We start from the raw sequence: 19,751 nt of genomic DNA, 5'->3' as shown, positions 1-19,751 counted from the left end.
CGGTCCGAGCGCGGTGGGTTTACAGAAGAGGGGTGGGTTTGCGGGTGGGCGTCAGGGCATGAGTAGGGCGCGAGCTCACATGTGGCCGCACAAGAAAATCAACCGGCGGTCGACCACGCCGGCGGAACGCTGCGACTACGCAGTCGGCCGGAGCAACTGCAGACGACTGGTCATGCGGAAGGCATCGGGCCGGGAGGCCGTTGCGGCGGTGCAGAAGTCCGGCAAGGTGTGCGGCGAGGTGAAGGTGACGGCGATGTTCTCGTCGACCAGGATGTCCACCAGGTTGACGAACCTCTGCTGTGCCTCCTCGTCGGCGCCATCGAATGTCGGAACGTCGGTGATCGTCCAGCGGGGATACGTGCGAGCCCACGTCAGATACTCGATAGTCGACACCGGCGCGTCACACAGTTGCGCAAACGAGGCCTGCAGCCATCCGTCACGCGCGGAACGGACCTCGAAAGTTCGGCCGCGAACGGTGAGCCCGACTGTCTCGGCGGTCTCGGACAGGCGATTCGACGGCGGTGCTGTGATCCAGGTTCCCGCGGCGAAGCCGACGGAGTCCCCGCGGGGAGATGCGCGATAGTCGGTCTGCCCGTCCAGGTGATGGACGTCGAAATGGACTTTGATCATCGTGATCCCGGGCTCGAAGAGGTGATGCCAGATGGGGTTCGGCAGCAGATCATCCGGGGCGTAGTTCGACGTCGCCAGGACGGTGATCCGCCGGGCGAGTACATGGTCCAGCAGCCGGGTGAGGAGACGTGCATCCCCGGAGTCGTGCACGTGAAGCTCGTCGAAGTACAGCAACTCGCTGTTGCCGACGACATCGTCGATGCCCAGGCGTAGCGACTGTGGGTCGTTCCGATGCGCGTGTACGCGGCGATGGAGCTCCTCGAAGAAGCTGTGGAAGTGGACCCGCGTCTTCCTCCATGTCGGAGTGGCGTCGTAGAAGGCGTCGGCCAGCCACGTCTTGCCCCGGCCGGCCGATCCGTAGATGTAGAGTCCGCGCCGGCCCGACGAGCGTCGTGTTCGCCGGCGTCCCTCCGGAACGAGGTCGGCGAGCCGATCGACGAGCAGCCGTTGCTGGGTGTCCAGCACGATCCCGTCGTCGGCGGCCGAAGCGGAGATCGCGGTGATCACTTCCTGACGTACTGCGAACACACTGGAATGGTCACACGGAACGCGTGGTGCCTCGGCCGCGCGTGGCCGAAGTCACCAGGTCTCGTCGCGACACCCGATCGAGCCGCAGGATCAAAGCCGTTGCGTGAACACGTAATCGTGTTCGGTGCTCTCCCCGAGGGTGAAGGTCTTCACACCGACGCGTTCGAAACCCATCTTCGTGTAGAACCGCTGGGCGCGGGCGTTCAGCTGATTCACCCCCAGCCAGATGAGCGTGCTGCCGTGTGACCGTGCGCGTTCGATCGCGGTGCCCATGAGCAGATGCGACGGGGTCGCGCCCTGCCGCGAATGGTGGTCGCGCAGCACGTACATCTTGGACACCTCGCTCACCGGACGTTCGGTCACGACCGCGCAGACGTCGGGGTGTGCCGGTTCGGTGTGCATCACGAGCGCGTAGCCGAGGATCGGGCCGCCGACGCCGTCCCGCGCGACCAGGACATCGGCGCGCGGATCGGTGATGTGGGCACGAAAGTTGCTCTCCCGCAGGTTCGCCGCGACGAAGTCCTCGATGTCGGTCGGCGACGCATGCGGTGGGCACGCGAGCGGAAACGTGATGGCGGCGACCTCGGCGACACCCCCCGCCGCGGCGGGGTCGGTCACGACCTCGACGACGACCTCGGTCGTACCGGTGACATCGGGGCCGCTCACGACAGCGGGCGGGCCGGGTCGGCGGTCCAGGCGTTCATCGACCCGTCATAGACGGCGACGTCGTCCCGGCCGAGGGTGCGCAACGCGAATGCGGCTGCGGTGGCGGCGATCCCACCGCCGCAATAGGTGACCGGTCGCACCGACGGGTCGAGGGCGCCCGCGTCGTCGAACAGTCGGCGGAGCTCGTCGAGCGGCCGGAGCCGGCCGGCGTCGTCGACCAGTTCGGCGAACGGCACGTTGACACTGCCGGGGATGTGGCCGCCCGCGAACGATTCCCGGTCGAGTGCGTTCACCAGCAGGACGGACGGATCGCCGGTGGCGGCGGCGACCTCGTCGGTGGACACGATGCGCTCGGACCGGCGGCTCGGGGTGAATGTCGCTGCCGGACGGGTGACCTCGCCGGTCTCGACCGGCAGGTCGGCTGCGGTCCAGGCGCTGTATCCGCCGTCGAGGACGAGCACGTCGTCGAATCCCTCGAGTCCGAACTGCCACCACAGGCGGGTGGCCCAGATGCCGTTCACGGTGTCGTAGACGACGACGGTCGAGTCGTCGCCGATCCCCAGCCCGCCGATCGCCGTGGCGAACCGCGCCGAGTCGGCCGCGGCGAAGGGAGCTTCGCCGTCGGGATCGCTCAGATCGGCGATCTGGTCGGCGAACACCGCGCCGGGCAGGTGACCGGCCAGATAGGTGTCCCGGCCGGAGGCGACATGTGCGCCGTCGGCATCGAAGGTCAGGTGCACGGTGGCGTCGACGATGCGCAGGTTCTCGTCGTCGAGACGGGTGGCGAGGTCGGTGGCGGAGATGAGCGAGGTCATGACAGACACCGTAGTCCCGCCGTCATCGGAGGGGCTCGGTGGTGAAGTCGGCGAGCTCGACGCGGCGGGTCTTGTCCCAGTAGTCGACGATCCGCCACGGCAGGACGGCGACCACGCGTCCGTCGGGGTTGCGATACCAGTTGGTCATCGCCGGATGCGTCCACACCATCTGCGCGTGGGCGCGGTCGACGGCGTCGTTGTACTCCTCGGTGACGTCCCGCCGGACTTCCAGTGCGCCCAAGCGGTTCTCGATCATCGCGCGGATGGCGTCGCAGACGTAGCGCACCTGGTATTCGAGGATGCTGATGAAGCTGCCGCCGTGTCCCAGTGCGGTGTTCGGTCCGGTGAGGATGAACAGGTTCGGGAAATCGGGCGCGGTGATGCCGAGGTAGGCATACGCGTCGTGGTCACCCCACGCCTCGACCGTGTTCTGCCCACTGCGCCCCACGATGTCCATGGGGTAGAGGTAGCGATCGCTGTGGAACCCGGTCGCGAAGACGATGATGTCGAAGTCGTGCGCGGCGCCGGTGCCGTCGACGAGTCCCTGGGACGTGACCCGCTCGACGCCGTGCGGGACCAGTTCCACATTCGGCCTGCGCAACATGCGAAACCAGCCGTTGTCCAACAGCATCCGCTTACCGAAGGGCGGGTAGTCGGGAGTCGACAGTTCGATGAGGTCGTCGCGGTCGCCCAGTTCGGTGCGCAGGTAGCGCAGGTAGAACTCGCGGTGACCGTGGTTGACGGCGTTGATCGACGCGGTCGGCTCGGGCCACTCCGGGTCGACGCGCAGGGTCGAGTGGACCTTGTCGTTGAAGATCCACGACAGACGTGCGCGGTACCACTCCCGGTACCCGGGGAGATTGTCCATCAGCCAGTGCACGGCGTCGCCGACCGGTGCGAAGTAGTCGTCGTTCGGCGCGATCCACTGCGGTGAGCGCTGGAAGATCGTCAGCGACCCGACCCGATCGGCGATCGCCGGCCCGATCTGCATCGCGCTGGCGCCGGACCCGACGATCGCCACCCGCTTGCCGGTGAGGGCGTCGGGCTCGTCGAGTTCGTCGGGCCACTGGGCGGAATGGAAGATCGGACCGGTGAAGTCGGCCAGGCCCGAGAGCTGGGGGAGCTTGGGGCGGTTGAGGAGTCCGACCGCGCTCACCAGGATCCGGGCCGTGAGGGTGTCCTGACGGCCGTCGCGATCCCGGACGTGGACCGTCCAGCGCTGGGTGTCGGCGTCGTAGGTCGCCGAGATGACCTCGGTGCCGAAGCGGACGCGATCACGCACCGCGTGCCGGTCGGCGAAGGCCTGAAGGTAGCCCTGCACCTCGTCGCGTTTGCCGAAGTGCGTCGACCACGGGTGGTCGAAGGACGAGATGGAGTACAGGTAGCTCGGCGTGTCCACGCCCGCGCCGGGGTAGCGGTTCTCGTACCACGAGCCGCCGACCTCATCGTTCTTCTCCAGCACGGTGTGCTCGACGCCGGCTTCGGCGAGTTGCGTGGAGATCAGCATGCCGGCCACCCCGGCGCCGATCACCAGCGCGTCGATCGACGTGGCGAGATCGGCGGGCACGGTCGGCAGGTGTGTACCCCGTAGGTCGCCGCGGACGATCTCGGTCATCATCGGCGCGAATTCCGGGGCCACCTGCTCGCCCGCGGTGAACGACATCAGGGCGGCCACGAGTGTCTCGTCGGCGGGCGTGCGCGTCGGCTGCCCCCGGTCGTACCAGTCGTCGAGAGCCTCGACGACCGCCTCGCGGATCTCCTGCTGGATGTCCGCTGCGAGCCCGCCCGAGGAGTTGTCGTCCATGCCGCGGCTGCGGGTCGGCCGGTATCGGTCGGCCATCCACCGGCGGTCACCGGTCATCTCCACGAGAACGGCGAGCAGGGTCGGGATGTTGCCGGCCGCGACCGCCGCGCGGATGTCCGCGGTGCGCGGCCGGGTGTCCGAGGGCGAGGAAACGGATGTCATGACTAAAACTAACCACTGTTAGTACTTCGACGTCAATACCGGATCGATGCACTCCTCGCGGCTATTGACGTCGCGAATCGGGTGTGTAAGTGTGTGCTCAGTCATACTAACAACGGTTAGTGATCACGGAGGGTTGACATGGAACTCAGCGAAGCAATGCGCACCACGGGCACCTGCCGCTACTTCAGCGAGCGGCCCGTCGAGGACGAGGTGCTGTACCGGGCGTTCGACGACGCGCGATTCGGCCCGCAGGGCGGGAACCGTCAGCCCGTCCGCTGGGTGGTCGTCCGCGACGAGACGACGAAGAAAGCTCTCGCCGACCTCTACCTGCCGTTCTGGGAGGGTTACTACGCCGCGGTCGTCGAGGGTTCGAAGAAGGTCGGCGCGATCCCCAAGACCGTGGAGAGTGCCAACTACTTCGCCCACCACCTCGCCGAGGTGCCGGCGCTGATCGTGGTCTGTGCCGAGATGGACGGTCTGCATCCCACCGACCACGAACTGGGCAGGCTCAGCGTCGTCGGCGGGGCGTCGATCTACCCGAGTGTCCAGAACCTCACGCTCGCGCTCCGGCAACAGGGCGTGGCGACCGCACTGACGACCCTGCTCTGCGCCGCCGAGAACGAGGTGAAAGACCTGCTCGGCATCCCCGACGGCTACCTCACCGCAGCGCACATCGCCGTCGGCTACCCGCGCGACGACTTTCCCCGCAAGCTGACCCGGACCCCGGTCGAGGACATCACCTTCCTCGACCGCTTCGACAACCAGATGTTCGCGTGAGTGCCCCCGCCATGAACCCGACCACGCGCGCCCTGTCGCCCGCACAGACCTCGATGCTCGGCCGGGCCACCATCGGTGACCAGCTCCGACGACTGGCCCGGTCCCAGGGATCGACCCCGGCGATCGTGGCGTACGACGCACAGGGCGGACGGACGTCGACGTCCTACGCCGAGCTCGACGCGATGGCCAATCGCGTCGCGCATGTTCTGCTCGACCTCGGCGTCGGGCGAGGGGACCGGGTGGCGGTGATGAGCCGCAACCGCGTCGAAACGGTCGCCACCTACTACGGCGCATTGAAGGTCGGCGCCGCGTACTCCGGCGTGAGCCCGATGTTCCGCGAAGGCGAGGTCGCACAACAGCTCCGCCACCTGGAGCCGACGGTGCTGGTGGTCGAACAACCGCTGTCCGCGCTGGCCGGCCCCATCGCCGACAGTCTCGGCATCTCGGTCCTCGTCGTCGGCGACGCCGAGGGGAACTCGTGGAACTCCTTCGACGAGTCGGTGGCCGCGGCGGACGACTCCGAACCGGAGTGTGAGGTCGACGAACACGACCTCGCGATGATCGTCTACACCAGCGGGACCGAGTCGACACCCAAGGGCGTCGAGATCGCCCACCGCAACTACCTCATCTCCACCTCGCCCGCGTACACATGGGGACTTCGCTGCCGCAACGACGACGTGTGGCTCTACGTCATGCCCTTCCACACCATCGCCGGGATCGGTTCGCTGACGTCGCTGACGCTGCTGGGTGCCACCCTCGTCCTGCCGGCCGCGGTCGACCCGGCGACGGCGTTGCGGATGATCCGGGACGAGAAGATCTCCGTCCTGGCGCAGACGCCGACGTTCTTCATCGCACTGGCCAATCACCCCGATTTCGGCCCCGACACCGTGGGTACGGTGCGTCGCTGCCTGACCTACGGCGGCCAGGTGTCGCCGCACGCGGTCGACGCGTGGGCCGCGGCCACACCCGAGTCCGTCTGGGGCACATACTGGGGACAGTCCGAGCTGACCCAGCTCGGCTCGGTCGGCTGGTTCCGGCGGCTCGAAGACGTACCGGACCAGGACCCGACCTGGATCGGCAAGCCGGTCGGGCACCTGGAGGTCCGGGTCGTCGACGCCGACGGCAACGACGCCGAAGAGGGCGAGCTGCTCTGTCGCACACCGTCGGTCATGCTCGGTTACTTCAAGGACCCCGAGCGCACCGCGCAGGTCTTCGAGGGTGGCTGGGTGCACACCGGTGACATCGTCCGCATCGATGCGGAGGGCAACCTGTTCTTCCGCGACCGGCGCAAGGACATGATCAAGACCGGCGGGTTCAACGTCGCATCACAAGAGGTCGAGCGTGTCCTGCAGGCGCACCCCGACGTCGAGCGCGCCGCCGTCGTGGGGCTTCCGGACCCCTATTGGTCGGAGGCCGTCACCGGCTTCGTGGTCCTGCGCGCGGGTGCAGAGGTGAACGGCGACGACATCCGTGAGTACTGCCGCACCGACCTGGCAAAGTACAAGGTGCCCAAAGAGGTCCACGTCGTCGACGCACTGCCGACCGACGCCCAGGGCAAACTGCTCAAGCGCGAGTTGAGGAAGGCCTATGGAACCGGTCAGGGCTGAGGACGACGCCGTCTCGGCAGCCGACGATCAGCGGCAGCGAACAGATCGACGGCCACGCCGGCGCCGCGACGAGATCGTCGAGGCCGCCGCGGGATACTTCGCCGAACACGGATACTCCAACGCCGGGATGCGTGACATCGCGCAGGCGGTCGGCATGCGGGGCGCGAGCCTCTACAACCACTTCCAGTCCAAGGAGGAGATCCTCTACGCGATCGCCCTGCGGATGACCGAGGATCCGCAGCAGGACCTGTTGCTGCTCGACGGCGAAGGCGGTCCCGTCGAGCGGTTGACCAAGCTGATCGAGGCGCATGTCCGGCGATTGGCGCGACACCGGGTGGAACACCTTGTCGCCCTGCGGGAGCTGTCGGCGCTCACGCCCGAGCATCGCCGCGTGGTCACCGACTATCGCAAGTACTACCAGCGTCGGATCCGCGATGTCATCGATGCCGGCGCGCGGCTGGGCCTGTTCGAGGTTCGCGACCCGCACCAATCGGCGATCGCGGTGCTCGACCTGATGAACGGGATCAGCTGGTGGCTCAACGATTCCCACGACGTCGACCAGTTGGTGCGCGACTACGTCGACTTCACGATCGGTGGCGTTCTCCACCACCGTCCGGCGTCGTGAGCGGCCCGCTCGCCGGCGTGCGGGTGGTCGAGATGCCCGGCCTCGGGCCGACCCCGCACGCTTGCATGCTGCTCGCGGATCTCGGTGCCGACGTCATCCGGATCCGGCGCCCCGGCCCCGATCTGCCCGGGCCCGACGGTATCCCGGATGCCGACGCAGGTCTGTACCGGTCACGGTGCAGCGTCGACGCCGATGTGAAGGATCCCACCGACCTCGCGCGCATCCGCGAGTTGGTCCTGCGCGCCGATATTCTCGTCGAGGGTTTCCGGCCGGGTGTGATGGAGCGCCTCGGCCTCGGGCCCGAGATCTGCTCCGACGCTCCGCAACTCATCTACGCGCGGATGACCGGATGGGGCCAGAGCGGTGACCGCGCCGCCACTGCGGGACACGACATCAACTACCTGGCCGTCACCGGTGTGCTCGAGGCAATGGGTCCGGCCGGATCGCCACCGGTGCCGCCGCTGTCGCTCGTCGGCGATTTCGGTGGGGGATCGATGCTGCTCGTCGTCGGGGTGCTGGCCGCCCTGCACGACCGCACGCGTACCGGCCGCGGTCAGGTGATCGACGCCGCGATGGTCGACGGTGCCGGACTCCTCGCCGCGCTCCAATGGTCGTGGAAGACGGCCGGACGCTGGGGTTCTCGGGATCAGGGCAACCTGCTCGACGGGTCGGCACCGTTCTACGCCACGTATCGGTGCGCCGACGGCAGATTCGTCGCCGTCGGTGCGCTCGAGGAGAAGTTCTGGCGGAACCTCGTCGACACCCTCGGGGTGGGCGATCTGCCCGATCGGTGGGACCGGGCCTCGTGGCCGGTGATCGGCGCGGCACTGCAGGCCCGCTTCGGTACGCGCACGCGCGACGAGTGGGGGAGCGTCTTCGCGGACGTGGATGCCTGCGTCACACCGGTTCTCGACTTCGACGAGGCCGCCGTGGACCCGGTCGCGGTGCAGCGGGGCTCGTTCGTGCGCGTCGACGACGCGATCACCCCGGCGCCGGCACCCCGCTTTTCGCGGACCGTGTTGCCTGCTCCCTTCGCGCCGTCGGCGGCGTCGCTGGGGGAAATCGTGGGCGAGTGGTCGGCGTCGAGGTAGCGAATTCATGACAACGAAAAACCCCCGGGGCGGCCCGGGGGTTTTGTCGTGGTGCGCGATACAAGGATTGAACTTGTGACCTCTTCCGTGTCAGGGAAGCGCTCTCCCACTGAGCTAATCGCGCGGGTATCAAATTGTGTAGCGGTGGAGGTGGCGACGGGAATCGAACCCGTGTACACGGCTTTGCAGGCCGTTGCCTCACCACTCGGCCACACCACCAGATGCGAGTCGACTCGCGCCGAGCGGATGACGGGATTCGAACCCGCGACCCTCACCTTGGCAAGGTGATGCGCTACCAGCTGCGCTACATCCGCATGCCCACGAGCGATCTTGTGGATCTTGCTGCTCGCGGTGCGAAGAGAAACTTACGCGATGGTTTCCGAACTATCCAAATCGCCTGGTCAGAAGCGTGGGACAGAGTGAATCCCCAGCATGTGATTCACCAGGCGACCCGAAACTCCTCGCTGTGACGTGGCCCACCGTCGGAATTTGGGACTTCTGCGCAACCCGTGTAATCTTCTGGCTCGTGCACAGGCGCCCCTGGCATCGACAGTAGGCGCCCGACACGGTCCCGTGGCTCAGTGGAAGAGCGTCCCGTTCACACCGGGAAGGTCGCTGGTTCGATCCCAGCCGGGACCACCGGATCACAAGAGCCTCGCCGGATTCCGGCGAGGCTCTTGTCGTTGACCGGGTTCCGTGACATCCGAATCCGCCGGCGGGGAGGTCAGGGGGCTTCCGGCCGGCCTTCCTCGACCTCCGGCCACGACGAATGCTGCCGCAGATACCGGATCACGTCGTCGTTGATCGGGTCGCGCCCCGAATCGGGCCCGTCGCCGTGAACCTCGGCGTGCAGCCGTTCCATCCGTTGATCCAGTTCGTTCGCGGTGCGAGCCGCCGAGGCGAGCTCGGCGGACAGATGATCGGGGACGCGGCCGTCGTACTTGTAGAAGATCTTGTGCTCCAGCGACGCCCAGAAGTCCATCGCGACGGTTCGGATCTGGATCTCCACCACCACCTCGACGGGTCCGGTGGACAGGAAGACCGGGATCGCGACGATCGCGTGCAGACTCTTGTAGCCGTTGGGCTTGGGCGCGGCGATGTAGTCCTTGATCTCGATGACGCGGATGTCGTCGTGCGAGGTCAAGGTCTCCAGGATTCGATAGGTGTCGGCGATGAAGCTGCACGTGACGCGGATGCCCGCGATGTCGGTCAGCTGGGAGCGGATCGTGGGCAGGTCGGGGGCGATGCCCTTGCGCATGGCCTTGCGCAAGATGCTCTCCGGTGTCTTGACCCGCGAGGTCACGTGCTCGATGGGGTTGTAGTGATGCAGGTGAAGGAACTCGGTGCGCAGGATGGTGACCTTGGTCAGGATCTCGTCGACCGCGAACTGATGTTCCATCTGGAATCGGGTCATGTCGCCACGCAGTCGCGCCAGATCACCCAGGATCTCGCGGTCGGTCGGACTGTCGCTGTCTCCTGCGGTCATCGGTCCTCCACTTTCTCGCTCCGATGGACGCACAACCTGGCCATCGACCATCGACGATAGAAGCTCTCGCGATTTCGCCGCGTCTGGGCGAAACATCGGGCGTTCGACCGATCAGATGAACAGCCCCTTCACCTCGATTTTCGTCGCCATTCAGTGGATATGCTGCGGACTCACGTGGGCTGTCCACAGCGGACGGATTGTTCCTCGGCAGCGACCATGCCCTCTGTCCCCGCCCCGCCTACCGCTACGAGAACTTCTGAGGAGAACCGTAATGGCAAAGAAGAGCATCGCCGGATTTGCCGTGGCCGCAGCAGTCATCGGCGCATTGGCTGGTGTCGGCGAGGCGTCGGCGGCGCCGTCTTCGGTTCAACGCGAAGGCGGACCCTGTTACCAGCACGAGTACGGCATGGACTCTGCCGACGGCGCGCTGTACTGCTCCGCCGAAACGGCAGGATGGCGCAGTCACGCCGTGACCAGTGCGCCCAAGGTCCGACTCGGCACCCCCTGCCCCACGCTCGGTGCTCGCGCGATGGTGTACCAAACCGACGGCATCGCCACCTGCCGGCAGTCGAACAATGCCGGTTTGCGATGGCAGTGGTAGTTGCCGCACCGGCGTTCTGCGGGTGTAGCACGTCCGGTCGCGGTCAGTAGGGACTGCACCCCTGAACGAACACGGGCCGGTATGGCTGTCCCGCAACCGCATCGAGGTCGGCGAGAACCCGGGCCAGCACGACGACCGCGGCATCCGCTGACCGCTGCTGCGGCGCAGTCAGGAGCGCATGACCGTGCCGCATCGTCACCGTGGCGAGGATGCGCACCTGCCAGCCCGGCGCGTCGGCCGGCGGTGACTGGATGGCGTTCAGGACGCGGCAGGTCGACCGCTGCGCGAGCTTCTCGCCGGCGTTCCCGGTCGAAAGGTCGACCAGTGCCTCGGTCGCACGCTGTTGGTCTGGCCGGAGCGCGGCGTCGTCGGGGAGTGGCCACGGATCGATGTGTGGGCGTACGGGCTCGGACGGACTGTCGACGGCGATGCGAATCGGTGGCGCCGGCCCCTCGACCACGGGATCAAACGCGCCGGCGCGCGTCATCGCCGCCGGTTCGATGCCGCTGCCCGTGCAGGCGGCGATGGTCACTGCCAGAGTTGCCGCGGCCAGTGTGCCGAGTGCTTTCGGTGGCATGGTGTCGTCCCCAAGGTGATCTCGTCACCCACCGAGATCGACGGTAGTCCGGCCCGGGCCGCCGAGACCGGGCTGTCTGTCGAACAACCGACCTCGTCACGCGGCGTTTCGCGTGAGCGGGCTCACAATTGGGGCGTACTCTCGCCGCGTGGCCGCGAAGACTGCCGTCGATCTGCCGGAGTCGCCACGTGCTGTGCCCGCACCGATCCCGACGGCGGCGATCGTCGTCGCGGCCGTCGTCGCGCTCGGGGTGATCGCCTGGCACGTCGCGGCATTCCCCATCACCAACCCGTTCTACGGACTCTTCGAGAACGCCACCGATGTCCGTGTCTACCGCGCAGGCGCTGCCACGGTGCTCGACGCCGGACCGCTGTACGACGCCCCTGTCCTGTGGCGACTGCACTTCACCTATCCGCCGTTCGCCGCGGTGGCCTTCGTCCCGCTGGCCCTGCTCACCGAGACTGTCGCCAACATCGTGTGGTGGACAATCGGATTCGCGGCGCTCACCGGCGTCGTCGCGATGAGCCTCCGCAGCCTGAAATACCGCTTCGATACCCGCCTCGGCGCGTTCGCCGTGCTGATCGCGATCGCGTCCACCGCCCTCGAACCCATCCGCACGACCATCTGGCTCGGGCAGGTCAACCTCCTGGTGATGACGCTCATCCTGGTCGACCTGGTGTTCCTCGGGAAGAGTTCGCGGTGGCGCGGAGTCGCGATCGGGATCGCGGCCGGAATCAAACTGACACCGCTGTTCGCGGTCGTCTACCTGGTGGCGAGCCGGCAATGGCGCGCGGCCGGTACCGCGGTGGCGACCTTCGCGGCGACCGTGGCCATCGGATTCGTCGTCATCCCGGGCGATTCGTGGGCCTACTGGACCCGCCACCTGACCGAGACCGACCGTGTCGGCCGGGCTGATTCGCCCGCCAACCAGTCGATACGCGGCTCCGTGTCACAGTTGTTGGCCCACTTCGACATAGGACGATTCGCCGAGCGCGCGCCCGGCGGGCCCGTCTTCGTGGCGCCGACCTGGTTGTGGCTACCGCTCGCGGTGATCGTCGCCGGTCTCGGGCTGCTCGCCGCGGTGCTCGCCCATCGCGAGTCGCGCGACCTCCTGGCGGCGACGATCGTCGGGATGACGATGTGTGCGGTCTCGCCCTTCGCGTGGGGACACCACTGGGTCTGGTGCGTACCCCTCTTCATCGTCGGGCTCGACCTGGCCCTGCGGCGGGGGACGACGGCTCGTACGTGGTGGTACTGGCTCGCCCCGGCGGGCGTGGTGGGCCTGACGTTCACCTGGTGGCGGCACTGGTGGGACAGCGGGCCGTATCTGACGTCGGATCACGCGATCGCTCTGGGGCTGTTCATGATGCCGCGTGACCCACCTGGCTCCCTCGTCGGGGACGTGCTGGTCGTTCTCTACTCGGGGTGTTACCCGTTGCTGCTCGCGGTCACGGTGTCGGCGACCCTGGTCGACGCTGCGCGGACGCGGCACCGGCGTCGTACGTCGACACTGCCGGCGCCGGAGGACGCTGCCTCGATCGCGTAGCCTGGACGTCACTTTTCCGGCACGTACGGCCGGGACGCACACCGGCCCCACACATCATCGGGCCGGACGAACAGGGTGGGAGACGATGCCGACACCGGGGGCGAGCGAGTCCGGAGTGAACGAGACCTCCACGCCGGACACCGCGCGGCGTGGATCGTCGACGTCGGACCGGGCCGATCGCGGGTCCCGCCGGCACCGGCTCCGGATCCTCGCGCGTCACCGTCGCTTCGCCGTACGCAGCAATCCGCGGTGGCACGGCATCTACCGCATCGCGGTCGGGACCATCGGCACGATCGTCCTGCTCTGCGGGATCGTCGCGATCCCGTACCCGGGCCCCGGATGGCTCATCGTGTTCCTCGGCCTCGGAATCCTGGCATCGGAGTTCGAGTGGGCCCACCGCCTGCTGAAGTTCGCGCGCGCCAAGTACGACGCCTGGATGGAGTGGATGGGCCGTCAGCACTGGTCGGTGCAGGCGATCTTCTGGCTCGGCACCTGCGCGATCGTCATCGCGACCCTCTGGGTGCTCGGTGCCCTGCACACCGTCGCCGGCTGGGTGGGTCTCGACTACGAGTGGCTGGCGAGCCCCGTCTTCGGCTGACCGCCGGCGCCACGAGGTAGGGGTGCACCCCGCGACGACCCGGCGCGGATACCATCAGAGTCGCAAACGTCCCGACCCGGACGCGTCTTCGCGTGTCCGCCCCGACCCTAGGAGCGCCCCCGTGCCCGACGACGTCCAGGTGACCAGCCCCGCCACGATCCGTGTGCCGGCTGGGACGACCGCGGGCACCGCACTGCGCGAGGCCGAGTTGCCCAACAAGGGGCCGGAGGCCGTCGTCGTCGTCCGCGACGCGGGCGGCGATCTGCGCGACCTGTCGTGGGCACCCGACGCCGACATCGATGTCGAACCGGTCGCCGCGAACACCGAGGCCGGCCGCAGCGTGATCCGGCATTCGACCGCACACGTTCTCGCGCAGGCGGTCCAGGAGCTGTTCCCCGAGGCCAAGCTCGGCATCGGCCCGCCGATCAAGGACGGCTTCTACTACGACTTCGACGTCGCCGAGCCCTTCACACCCGAGGACATCGCAGCCCTCGAGAAGAAGATGAAGCAGATCATCAAGTCGGGTCAGCGATTCTCGCGCCGGGTCTACGCGTCGAAGGACGAGGCCCGCGCCGAACTGGCCGGCGAGCCGTTCAAGCTCGAGCTCATCGACGACAAGGGTGCCGCCGACGACGCCGAGGTCATGGAGGTCGGTGGTGGCGAACTGTCGGTCTACGACAACCTCAATCCTCGTACGGGCGAACGGATCTGGTGCGATCTGTGCCGCGGGCCGCACGTCCCGACCACCAAATACATCGCGGCTTTCAAGCTGACCCGCAGCTCGGCGGCCTACTGGCGCGGCGATCAGGCCAACGCCGGTCTGCAGCGCGTGTACGGCACCGCGTGGGAGTCGGCGGAGGCCCAGGACGCGCATCTCGAGATGCTCGCGGAGGCCGAGAAGCGCGACCACCGCCGCCTGGGTTCCGAGCTGGACCTGTTCAGCTTCCCCGACGAGATCGGCTCGGGCCTGCCGGTCTTCCACCCCAAGGGCGGCATCATCCGCAAGGAGCTCGAGGACTACTCGCGACTCCGCCACTCGCAGGCCGGCTACGAGTTCGTCTACACCCCGCATGCGACGAAGGGCGAGCTGTTCAAGCGGTCGGGTCACCTCGACTGGTACGCCGACGGCATGTACCCGCCGATGCAGCTCGACGAGGAGGTCGACGCCGACGGCACCGTCCGCCGACCGGCCATCGACTACTACCTCAAGCCGATGAACTGCCCGATGCACAACCTGATCTTCAACTCGCGGGGCCGTTCGTATCGTGAGCTGCCGCTTCGCCTGTTCGAGTTCGGCACGGTGTACCGCTACGAGAAGTCCGGCGTCGTCCACGGCTTGACCCGTGCGCGCGGCTTCACCCAGGACGACGCCCACATCTACTGCACCCGGGAGCAGATGGGCGATGAGGTGCGGTCGCTGCTGCAGTTCGTGCTCGATCTGCTGCGCGACTACGGTCTCGACGACTTCTACCTGGAGCTGTCGACCCGCAATCCCGACAAGTCGATCGGCTCCGACGAGGCCTGGGAAGAGGCGACCGAGGTCCTGCGCGACGCCGCGTCGAGCTTCGGACTCGACCTCGTCGACGACCCCGGGGGCGCCGCGTTCTACGCGCCGAAGATCTCCGTGCAGGCCCGCGACGCCATCGGCCGGACGTGGCAGATGTCGACCATCCAGGTCGATCTGATGCTGCCGGACCGGTTCGAGATGGAGTACACCGGTTCCGACGGCGCCAAGCACCGCCCGGTGATGATCCACCGCGCCCTGTTCGGGTCGATCGAGCGGTTCTTCGGTGTACTCACCGAGCACTACGCGGGAGCGTTCCCGGCCTGGCTGTCCCCGGTCCAGGTGGTGGGCATCCCGGTCGCCGAGGCGTTCGTCGAGCACCTCCAGGGCGTCGTCGACGATCTGTTCGCCGCCGGCGTCCGCGCCGAGGTCGACTCGTCCGACGACCGGATGCAGAAGAAGATCCGCAACCACACCACCGGCAAGGTGCCGTTCATGTTGCTGGCCGGCGAGCGCGACGTCGAGGCAGGCGCGGTGAGCTTCCGCTTCCGCGACGGGACGCAGGTCAACGGCGTGCCGGTGGCCGACGCGGTGTCCGTCATCGTCGAGTGGGTCCGCAGCAGGCGCAACGAGTCGCCCACCAAGGAGCTGATCGAGATCGCCCTGGGCGACGTGGAGACGGTCGTGGTGGCGGGGGCGCTCGATGAGTGACGCCGCCTTCGGGGACGCGCCCGGCGAGATCCGGGACGAGGGGGTCGGCGTCGGCGATCGCCTGCAGCGGCTGTGGAGTCCGCACCGGATGACCTACATCGCCGACCCGCAACCGGCGGAGAAGACCGGACACCCGTTCCTCGACATCCCGACCATGTCCGACGAGGACGGTCTCATCGTGGCGCGCGGCGAGGCCGTCTACGCGGTGCTGAACCTCTATCCGTACAACCCGGGGCACACCATGGTGGTGCCGTACCGGCAGGTCGCCGACCTCGAGGACCTGACCGCGACGGAATCGGCCGAACTGATGTCGTTCACGCAGCGGATGATCCGGACCATCAAGTCGGTGTCGAATCCGAACGCCTTCAACGTGGGACTGAACCTCGGTTACGCCGCGGGCGGTTCGCTCTCCGAGCATCTCCACCAGCACATCGTGCCGCGGTGGATGGGCGACGCGAACTTCATCACGATCGTGGGCGAGACGAAGGTCATGCCACAGCTGCTGCGAGACACCCGCGGACTGCTGGCCGATGCCTGGCAGCGTCTGGGCGACTGACGTCCGCGGCGTGCGATCAGGTGAGGCGAGTCAGACGATGAGTGACCGGGACGCGCCGGCGCGCGGCGCGCGGCGAGATGGGGGAGGAACTCGGCGATGCTGAGCATTCTGGGTCGGGCGTCGGTCTCGAAGGTGACCCTCCCGATGGGTCGGGCGCTCCTGCGGACCGGGCTCACGCCGGACTCGGTGACGGTGATCGGCACGCTGGCCGGCGTCGCGGCCGCGCTCACCCTCTTCCCGATGGGACAGCTCTTCTGGGGCACGCTGGTCATCTGGCTGTTCGTGATGTTCGACATGCTCGACGGCGCGATGGCCCGTGCCCGCGGCGGTGGTACGCGCTTCGGTGCGGTCCTCGACGCGACATGCGACCGAGTCGCCGACGGCGCCATCTTCGCCGGCCTGGCGTGGTGGTGCGCCATCACCGAACCCCACGATCTGTTGCTCGTCGCGACCCTGATCTGTCTGGTGACCTCCCAGGTGATCTCCTATGCCAAGGCCCGCGCGGAGGCGAGCGGTCTCTACGGCGACGGCGGTCTCATCGAGCGGCCGGACCGGCTCATCATCGTGCTCGTCGGCACCGGGCTCACGGGCCTCGGGTTGTGGTGGGCCGTGCATGTGGCGATGTGGCTCCTCGCCGTCGCCAGCGTCATCACCGTCGGGCAGCGGATGTGGTCGATCGCCCAGTCGCCGGGCGCGCGGGACCTCATCCCGATCACGCCTGCACCCGAGGACACCGCATCCGAGGACGGCCCGACGGCCGGCCCGGACGGACCGACGCCACCCGTGGGAGAGCGATGACCGATCTCGGCGCACTGGCGGCCGACCTCGGGTACCGGGCGGGCTGGGCCGCGGTCCGATGGGCACCGGAGCGGGCGGCGCGGGCCGTGTTCGACCGCGCTGGGAACTTCGCCGGGCGCCGGTCCGGCGGTCCGGATCAGTTGCGGCGCAATCTCGCCCGTGTCCTCGGTGTCGAACCGGCGGAGGTGCCCGACGACCTCCTCGCCGACGCGATGCGGTCGTACGCGCGCTACTGGTGTGAGGCGTTCCGGCTGCCCGCGCAGGATCGCGCGACGGTGGCGCAGACCGCGGTGCTCCCCGACGCGGACCGGGCTCGTCTGGATGCCGCGCTGGCCCCCGGCAAGGGCGTGATCCTGGCCCTGCCGCACACCGGCAACTGGGACATGGCCGGAGTCTGGCTGGTCCAGCACTACGGCCGATTCGCGACCGTCGCCGAGCGACTCAAGCCGGAGACGCTGTTCGAGCGGTTCGTGGCCTACCGGGAGTCGCTCGGCTTCGAGATCTTCCCGCTCAGTGGCGGCGAGCAGCCGCCCTTCGGGCTGCTGGCCGACCGGCTGCGTGCCGGGGGCATCGTGTGCCTGCTCGGGGAGCGGGACATCGCCCGGCACGGGGTGCCGGTGACCTTCTTCGGCGAGCGAACCCGCATGCCGGCCGGGTCGGCGCGGCTGGCGATCGAGACCGGCGCGGCACTGTTGCCGGCCCATCACTGGTTCGAGGAGGCGCCGTACTCCCGCATGAGCCTCGGCGAGCCGATCGACGTCTCCGGCGGCATCGAATCCGCCACGCAGGCGCTGGCCGACGCCTTCGCGGACAACATCGCCGCGCATCCGGCGGATTGGCACATGCTGCAGCCGCTCTGGGAGGCGGACTGGACCGATCGGCAACGCAGTCGCGTGGAACGGGACGGGCCGCCGCGATGACCGGCCCGCACCATCAGGATTCGGGAACGACGACCAGGGGAGTGCCATGCGTATCGGGATGATCTGCCCCTACTCGTTCGATGTGCCCGGCGGGGTCCAGGCCCACGTCACCGAACTCGCCGACGTCTTCCTCGACCGCGGTCACGAGGTGAGTGTGCTCGCCCCGGCCGCCCGCGACACCGACCTGCCGGAGTACGTCGTCCGGGCGGGGCCGGCGCTGGCGATCCCGTACAACGGGTCGGTCTCCCGCGTGAATTTCAGTCCCAAGGGCTATCTCCGACTGCGACGCTGGGTCGCCGAGAACGGCTTCGACGTCCTGCACGTGCACGAACCGAATTCGCCGAGCATCTCGATGCTGTCGCTGATGGTGGCGTCCGGGCCGATCGTCACGACGTTCCACACAGCGACGTCGAAGTCGTTGTGGCTGAGTGTTTTCCAGGGAATCCTGCGGCCCTATCACGAACGGATCGCGGGCAAGATCGCCGTCTCCGAGCTCGCGCGCCGGTGGCAGATGGAATCGCTCGGCTCGGATGCCGTCGAGATCCCGAACGGCATCAACGTCGCGTCCTTCGCCGACGCGGAGCCCCTCGAGGGATATCCGCATCCCGGTGGGACGATCCTGTTCCTCGGTCGCTTCGACGAACCACGCAAGGGCATCGACGTGCTGATGCGCGCCCTGCCCGCGGTGGTGGAGAAGTTCCCGTATGTGCGGGTCCTCGTCGTCGGCGGCGGCAATCAGGCGGCGTTGCGCCGTCGGGCGGGCGCGCTCGCCGAGCATCTCGTGTTCCTCGGGCAGGTCGACGACGCGACCAAGGCGCGGGCGCTGGCTTCGGCCGACGTGTACTGCGCACCCAACCTCGGCGGCGAGAGCTTCGGCATCGTCCTGGTCGAGGCGATGGCGGCGGGTGCGGCGGTGATCGCCAGCTCGCTGAACGCTTTCCGCCGGGTCCTCGACGACGGCCGGGCGGGTCGGCTGGTCGAGACTGGTTCCCCCGATCAGCTCGCGGCGGGGCTCGTCGAGCTGCTGACCGATCCGGAAGCGCGCGCCGACCTCGTCGCCGCCGGCCGGATCCGCGCCGACAAATACGACTGGTCGCGGGTCGCCGATCAGATCCTCCGGGTCTACGACACCGTCACGGTGGGAGCCGGTCCGGTCGTGGTGTCGGACTGATGGCCACCTGGATCGTTCTCGGTGTGGTGGCCGTGCTGCTCGTGATGGGCTGGGCGTACCACACCGCGAACCGGCTCGACCGCCTCAACGTGCGGGTCGACCTCGCCCGTCAGGCGCTCGAGTCGAGTCTCGACCGTCGAGCGGTGGTCGTGCGTGCCGTCGCCGCCGAGATGATCGCGGGCGACGGTTCCGCGGGGTACCGCAAGCCCGTCGGCGACGACGTCGCCGCTCAGGCGCGCGAACTGGCGCTGCTGGCCGACCGGGCCGAGCGTGCGGCTCCGTCGGCGCGTGAGGACGCCGAGAACGCCGTGTCGGCGGCGCTGGCGCGCACCGACCCGAACCGTCGGTCCGCGGCGCTCGTCGTCGAGCTCGCCGATGCCGAGACGCGGGTGATGATGGCCCGTCGCTTCTACAACGACGCCGTCCGCGACACCAGGGCTCTCGCGCAGCGGCGGCCCGTCCGGTGGCTCCGGCTCGGCGGGCACGCCACGCCCCCGGAGTACTTCGAGATCATCGAGCGCGTCACCCCAGGCCAGGCTGACTGACCCTCGTCGGGGGCGATCGGCCGCTCACCTAGA

The 19,751-nt window shown here is 68.2% G+C and carries 19 protein-coding genes and 4 tRNA genes; 14 read left to right on the top strand and 9 right to left on the bottom strand.

Annotated elements, in window-relative coordinates:
- Positions 1-135 precede the first annotated feature (135 nt).
- From zapE to AB4Z55_RS16205, 4 genes are all read right to left on the bottom strand, one after another.
- Positions 136-1,158 (bottom strand): cell division protein ZapE, encoded by a 1,023-nt coding sequence (gene zapE, locus AB4Z55_RS16220; RefSeq protein WP_369520082.1) that lies wholly within the window; start codon positions 1,156-1,158, stop codon positions 136-138.
- Between the two features lie 90 nt (positions 1,159-1,248).
- Entirely contained in the window at positions 1,249-1,824 is a 576-nt protein-coding gene (locus AB4Z55_RS16215; RefSeq protein ID WP_369520081.1) for a GNAT family N-acetyltransferase, read from the bottom strand.
- Positions 1,821-2,639 (bottom strand): sulfurtransferase, encoded by an 819-nt coding sequence (locus AB4Z55_RS16210; RefSeq protein ID WP_239403959.1) that lies wholly within the window; start codon positions 2,637-2,639, stop codon positions 1,821-1,823. The genes AB4Z55_RS16215 and AB4Z55_RS16210 overlap by 4 nt, the downstream gene beginning before the upstream one ends.
- A 22-nt stretch (positions 2,640-2,661) precedes the next feature.
- Positions 2,662-4,605, bottom strand: a complete 1,944-nt coding sequence (locus AB4Z55_RS16205) for an NAD(P)/FAD-dependent oxidoreductase (RefSeq protein ID WP_064571774.1) — start codon at positions 4,603-4,605, stop codon at positions 2,662-2,664.
- A 138-nt stretch (positions 4,606-4,743) separates the two neighbouring features.
- Between AB4Z55_RS16205 and AB4Z55_RS16200 the strand changes: the two genes are divergently transcribed.
- From AB4Z55_RS16200 to AB4Z55_RS16185, 4 genes are read left to right on the top strand one after another with little or no spacing between them, the layout of a single operon-like run.
- Positions 4,744-5,382: a nitroreductase family protein gene (locus tag AB4Z55_RS16200; protein WP_369520080.1), complete on the top strand. Its 639-nt coding sequence runs from the start codon at positions 4,744-4,746 to the stop codon at positions 5,380-5,382.
- Positions 5,379-6,989, top strand: a complete 1,611-nt coding sequence (locus tag AB4Z55_RS16195; RefSeq protein ID WP_369520079.1) for a class I adenylate-forming enzyme family protein — start codon at positions 5,379-5,381, stop codon at positions 6,987-6,989. Before AB4Z55_RS16200 ends, AB4Z55_RS16195 begins: the two co-directional genes overlap by 4 nt.
- On the top strand, positions 6,970-7,614 hold the full coding sequence (locus tag AB4Z55_RS16190) for a TetR/AcrR family transcriptional regulator (protein WP_369520078.1): 645 nt from the start codon (positions 6,970-6,972) through the stop codon (positions 7,612-7,614). The genes AB4Z55_RS16195 and AB4Z55_RS16190 overlap by 20 nt, the downstream gene beginning before the upstream one ends.
- Entirely contained in the window at positions 7,611-8,705 is a 1,095-nt protein-coding gene (locus tag AB4Z55_RS16185; RefSeq protein WP_369520077.1) for a CaiB/BaiF CoA transferase family protein, read from the top strand. Before AB4Z55_RS16190 ends, AB4Z55_RS16185 begins: the two co-directional genes overlap by 4 nt.
- A gap of 49 nt (positions 8,706-8,754) precedes the next feature.
- Here the strand turns inward: AB4Z55_RS16185 and AB4Z55_RS16180 are convergent.
- The 3 genes from AB4Z55_RS16180 to AB4Z55_RS16170 all read right to left on the bottom strand — a co-directional run bounded on the left by AB4Z55_RS16180 (position 8,755) and on the right by AB4Z55_RS16170 (position 9,019).
- Positions 8,755-8,829: transfer RNA gene (locus tag AB4Z55_RS16180), tRNA-Val, on the bottom strand.
- A 21-nt stretch (positions 8,830-8,850) separates the two neighbouring features.
- Positions 8,851-8,924 (bottom strand) — tRNA-Cys (locus AB4Z55_RS16175).
- 22 nt (positions 8,925-8,946) lie between these two features.
- Positions 8,947-9,019 (bottom strand) — tRNA-Gly (locus AB4Z55_RS16170).
- 253 nt (positions 9,020-9,272) lie between these two features.
- Between AB4Z55_RS16170 and AB4Z55_RS16165 the strand changes: the two genes are divergently transcribed.
- Positions 9,273-9,344: transfer RNA gene (locus AB4Z55_RS16165), tRNA-Val, on the top strand.
- A gap of 85 nt (positions 9,345-9,429) precedes the next feature.
- Here AB4Z55_RS16165 and AB4Z55_RS16160 read toward each other — a convergent pair.
- Positions 9,430-10,191, bottom strand: a complete 762-nt coding sequence (locus tag AB4Z55_RS16160) for a GTP pyrophosphokinase family protein (protein ID WP_369520076.1) — start codon at positions 10,189-10,191, stop codon at positions 9,430-9,432.
- A gap of 271 nt (positions 10,192-10,462) precedes the next feature.
- Between AB4Z55_RS16160 and AB4Z55_RS16155 the strand changes: the two genes are divergently transcribed.
- Positions 10,463-10,792 (top strand): hypothetical protein, encoded by a 330-nt coding sequence (locus AB4Z55_RS16155; RefSeq protein WP_369520075.1) that lies wholly within the window; start codon positions 10,463-10,465, stop codon positions 10,790-10,792.
- A gap of 43 nt (positions 10,793-10,835) precedes the next feature.
- On the opposite strand, the gene AB4Z55_RS16150 is transcribed toward AB4Z55_RS16155, so the two are convergent.
- Complete coding sequence (locus AB4Z55_RS16150; RefSeq protein WP_369520074.1) at positions 10,836-11,369, bottom strand: hypothetical protein; 534 nt, start codon at positions 11,367-11,369, stop codon at positions 10,836-10,838.
- A gap of 148 nt (positions 11,370-11,517) precedes the next feature.
- Between AB4Z55_RS16150 and AB4Z55_RS16145 the strand changes: the two genes are divergently transcribed.
- The 8 genes from AB4Z55_RS16145 (at position 11,518) to AB4Z55_RS16110 (ending at position 19,718) form a co-directional block, all read left to right on the top strand.
- Positions 11,518-12,915 carry a glycosyltransferase 87 family protein gene (locus tag AB4Z55_RS16145; protein WP_369520073.1) on the top strand — a complete coding sequence of 466 codons (1,398 nt, stop codon included), beginning with the start codon at positions 11,518-11,520 and terminating at the stop codon, positions 12,913-12,915.
- An 85-nt stretch (positions 12,916-13,000) separates the two neighbouring features.
- Entirely contained in the window at positions 13,001-13,513 is a 513-nt protein-coding gene (locus AB4Z55_RS16140) for a TIGR02611 family protein (protein WP_369520072.1), read from the top strand.
- A 121-nt stretch (positions 13,514-13,634) separates the two neighbouring features.
- A complete protein-coding gene (gene thrS, locus AB4Z55_RS16135; RefSeq protein ID WP_369520071.1) occupies positions 13,635-15,728 on the top strand; it encodes a threonine--tRNA ligase in 2,094 nt (697 codons plus the stop codon).
- On the top strand, positions 15,721-16,284 hold the full coding sequence (locus tag AB4Z55_RS16130; protein WP_004018806.1) for an HIT domain-containing protein: 564 nt from the start codon (positions 15,721-15,723) through the stop codon (positions 16,282-16,284). The genes thrS and AB4Z55_RS16130 overlap by 8 nt, the downstream gene beginning before the upstream one ends.
- Before the next feature lie 96 nt (positions 16,285-16,380).
- A complete protein-coding gene (pgsA, locus tag AB4Z55_RS16125; RefSeq protein ID WP_369520070.1) occupies positions 16,381-17,082 on the top strand; it encodes a phosphatidylinositol phosphate synthase in 702 nt (233 codons plus the stop codon).
- Positions 17,079-18,002 (top strand): phosphatidylinositol mannoside acyltransferase, encoded by a 924-nt coding sequence (locus AB4Z55_RS16120; protein ID WP_369520069.1) that lies wholly within the window; start codon positions 17,079-17,081, stop codon positions 18,000-18,002. The genes pgsA and AB4Z55_RS16120 overlap by 4 nt, the downstream gene beginning before the upstream one ends.
- Positions 18,003-18,048: 46 nt before the next feature.
- Entirely contained in the window at positions 18,049-19,173 is a 1,125-nt protein-coding gene (locus AB4Z55_RS16115) for a glycosyltransferase family 4 protein (RefSeq protein ID WP_101818781.1), read from the top strand.
- Positions 19,173-19,718 carry a LemA family protein gene (locus tag AB4Z55_RS16110; protein ID WP_248645347.1) on the top strand — a complete coding sequence of 182 codons (546 nt, stop codon included), beginning with the start codon at positions 19,173-19,175 and terminating at the stop codon, positions 19,716-19,718. Before AB4Z55_RS16115 ends, AB4Z55_RS16110 begins: the two co-directional genes overlap by 1 nt.
- Positions 19,719-19,751: the final 33 nt, after the last annotated feature.

It is taken from the genome of Gordonia sp. ABKF26 (assembly GCF_041103195.1).
GTDB lineage: Bacteria > Actinomycetota > Actinomycetes > Mycobacteriales > Mycobacteriaceae > Gordonia > Gordonia terrae.
The sequence above is the reverse complement of the archived record's forward strand: the minus strand, read 5'-3'. Positions and strand labels throughout refer to the sequence as shown.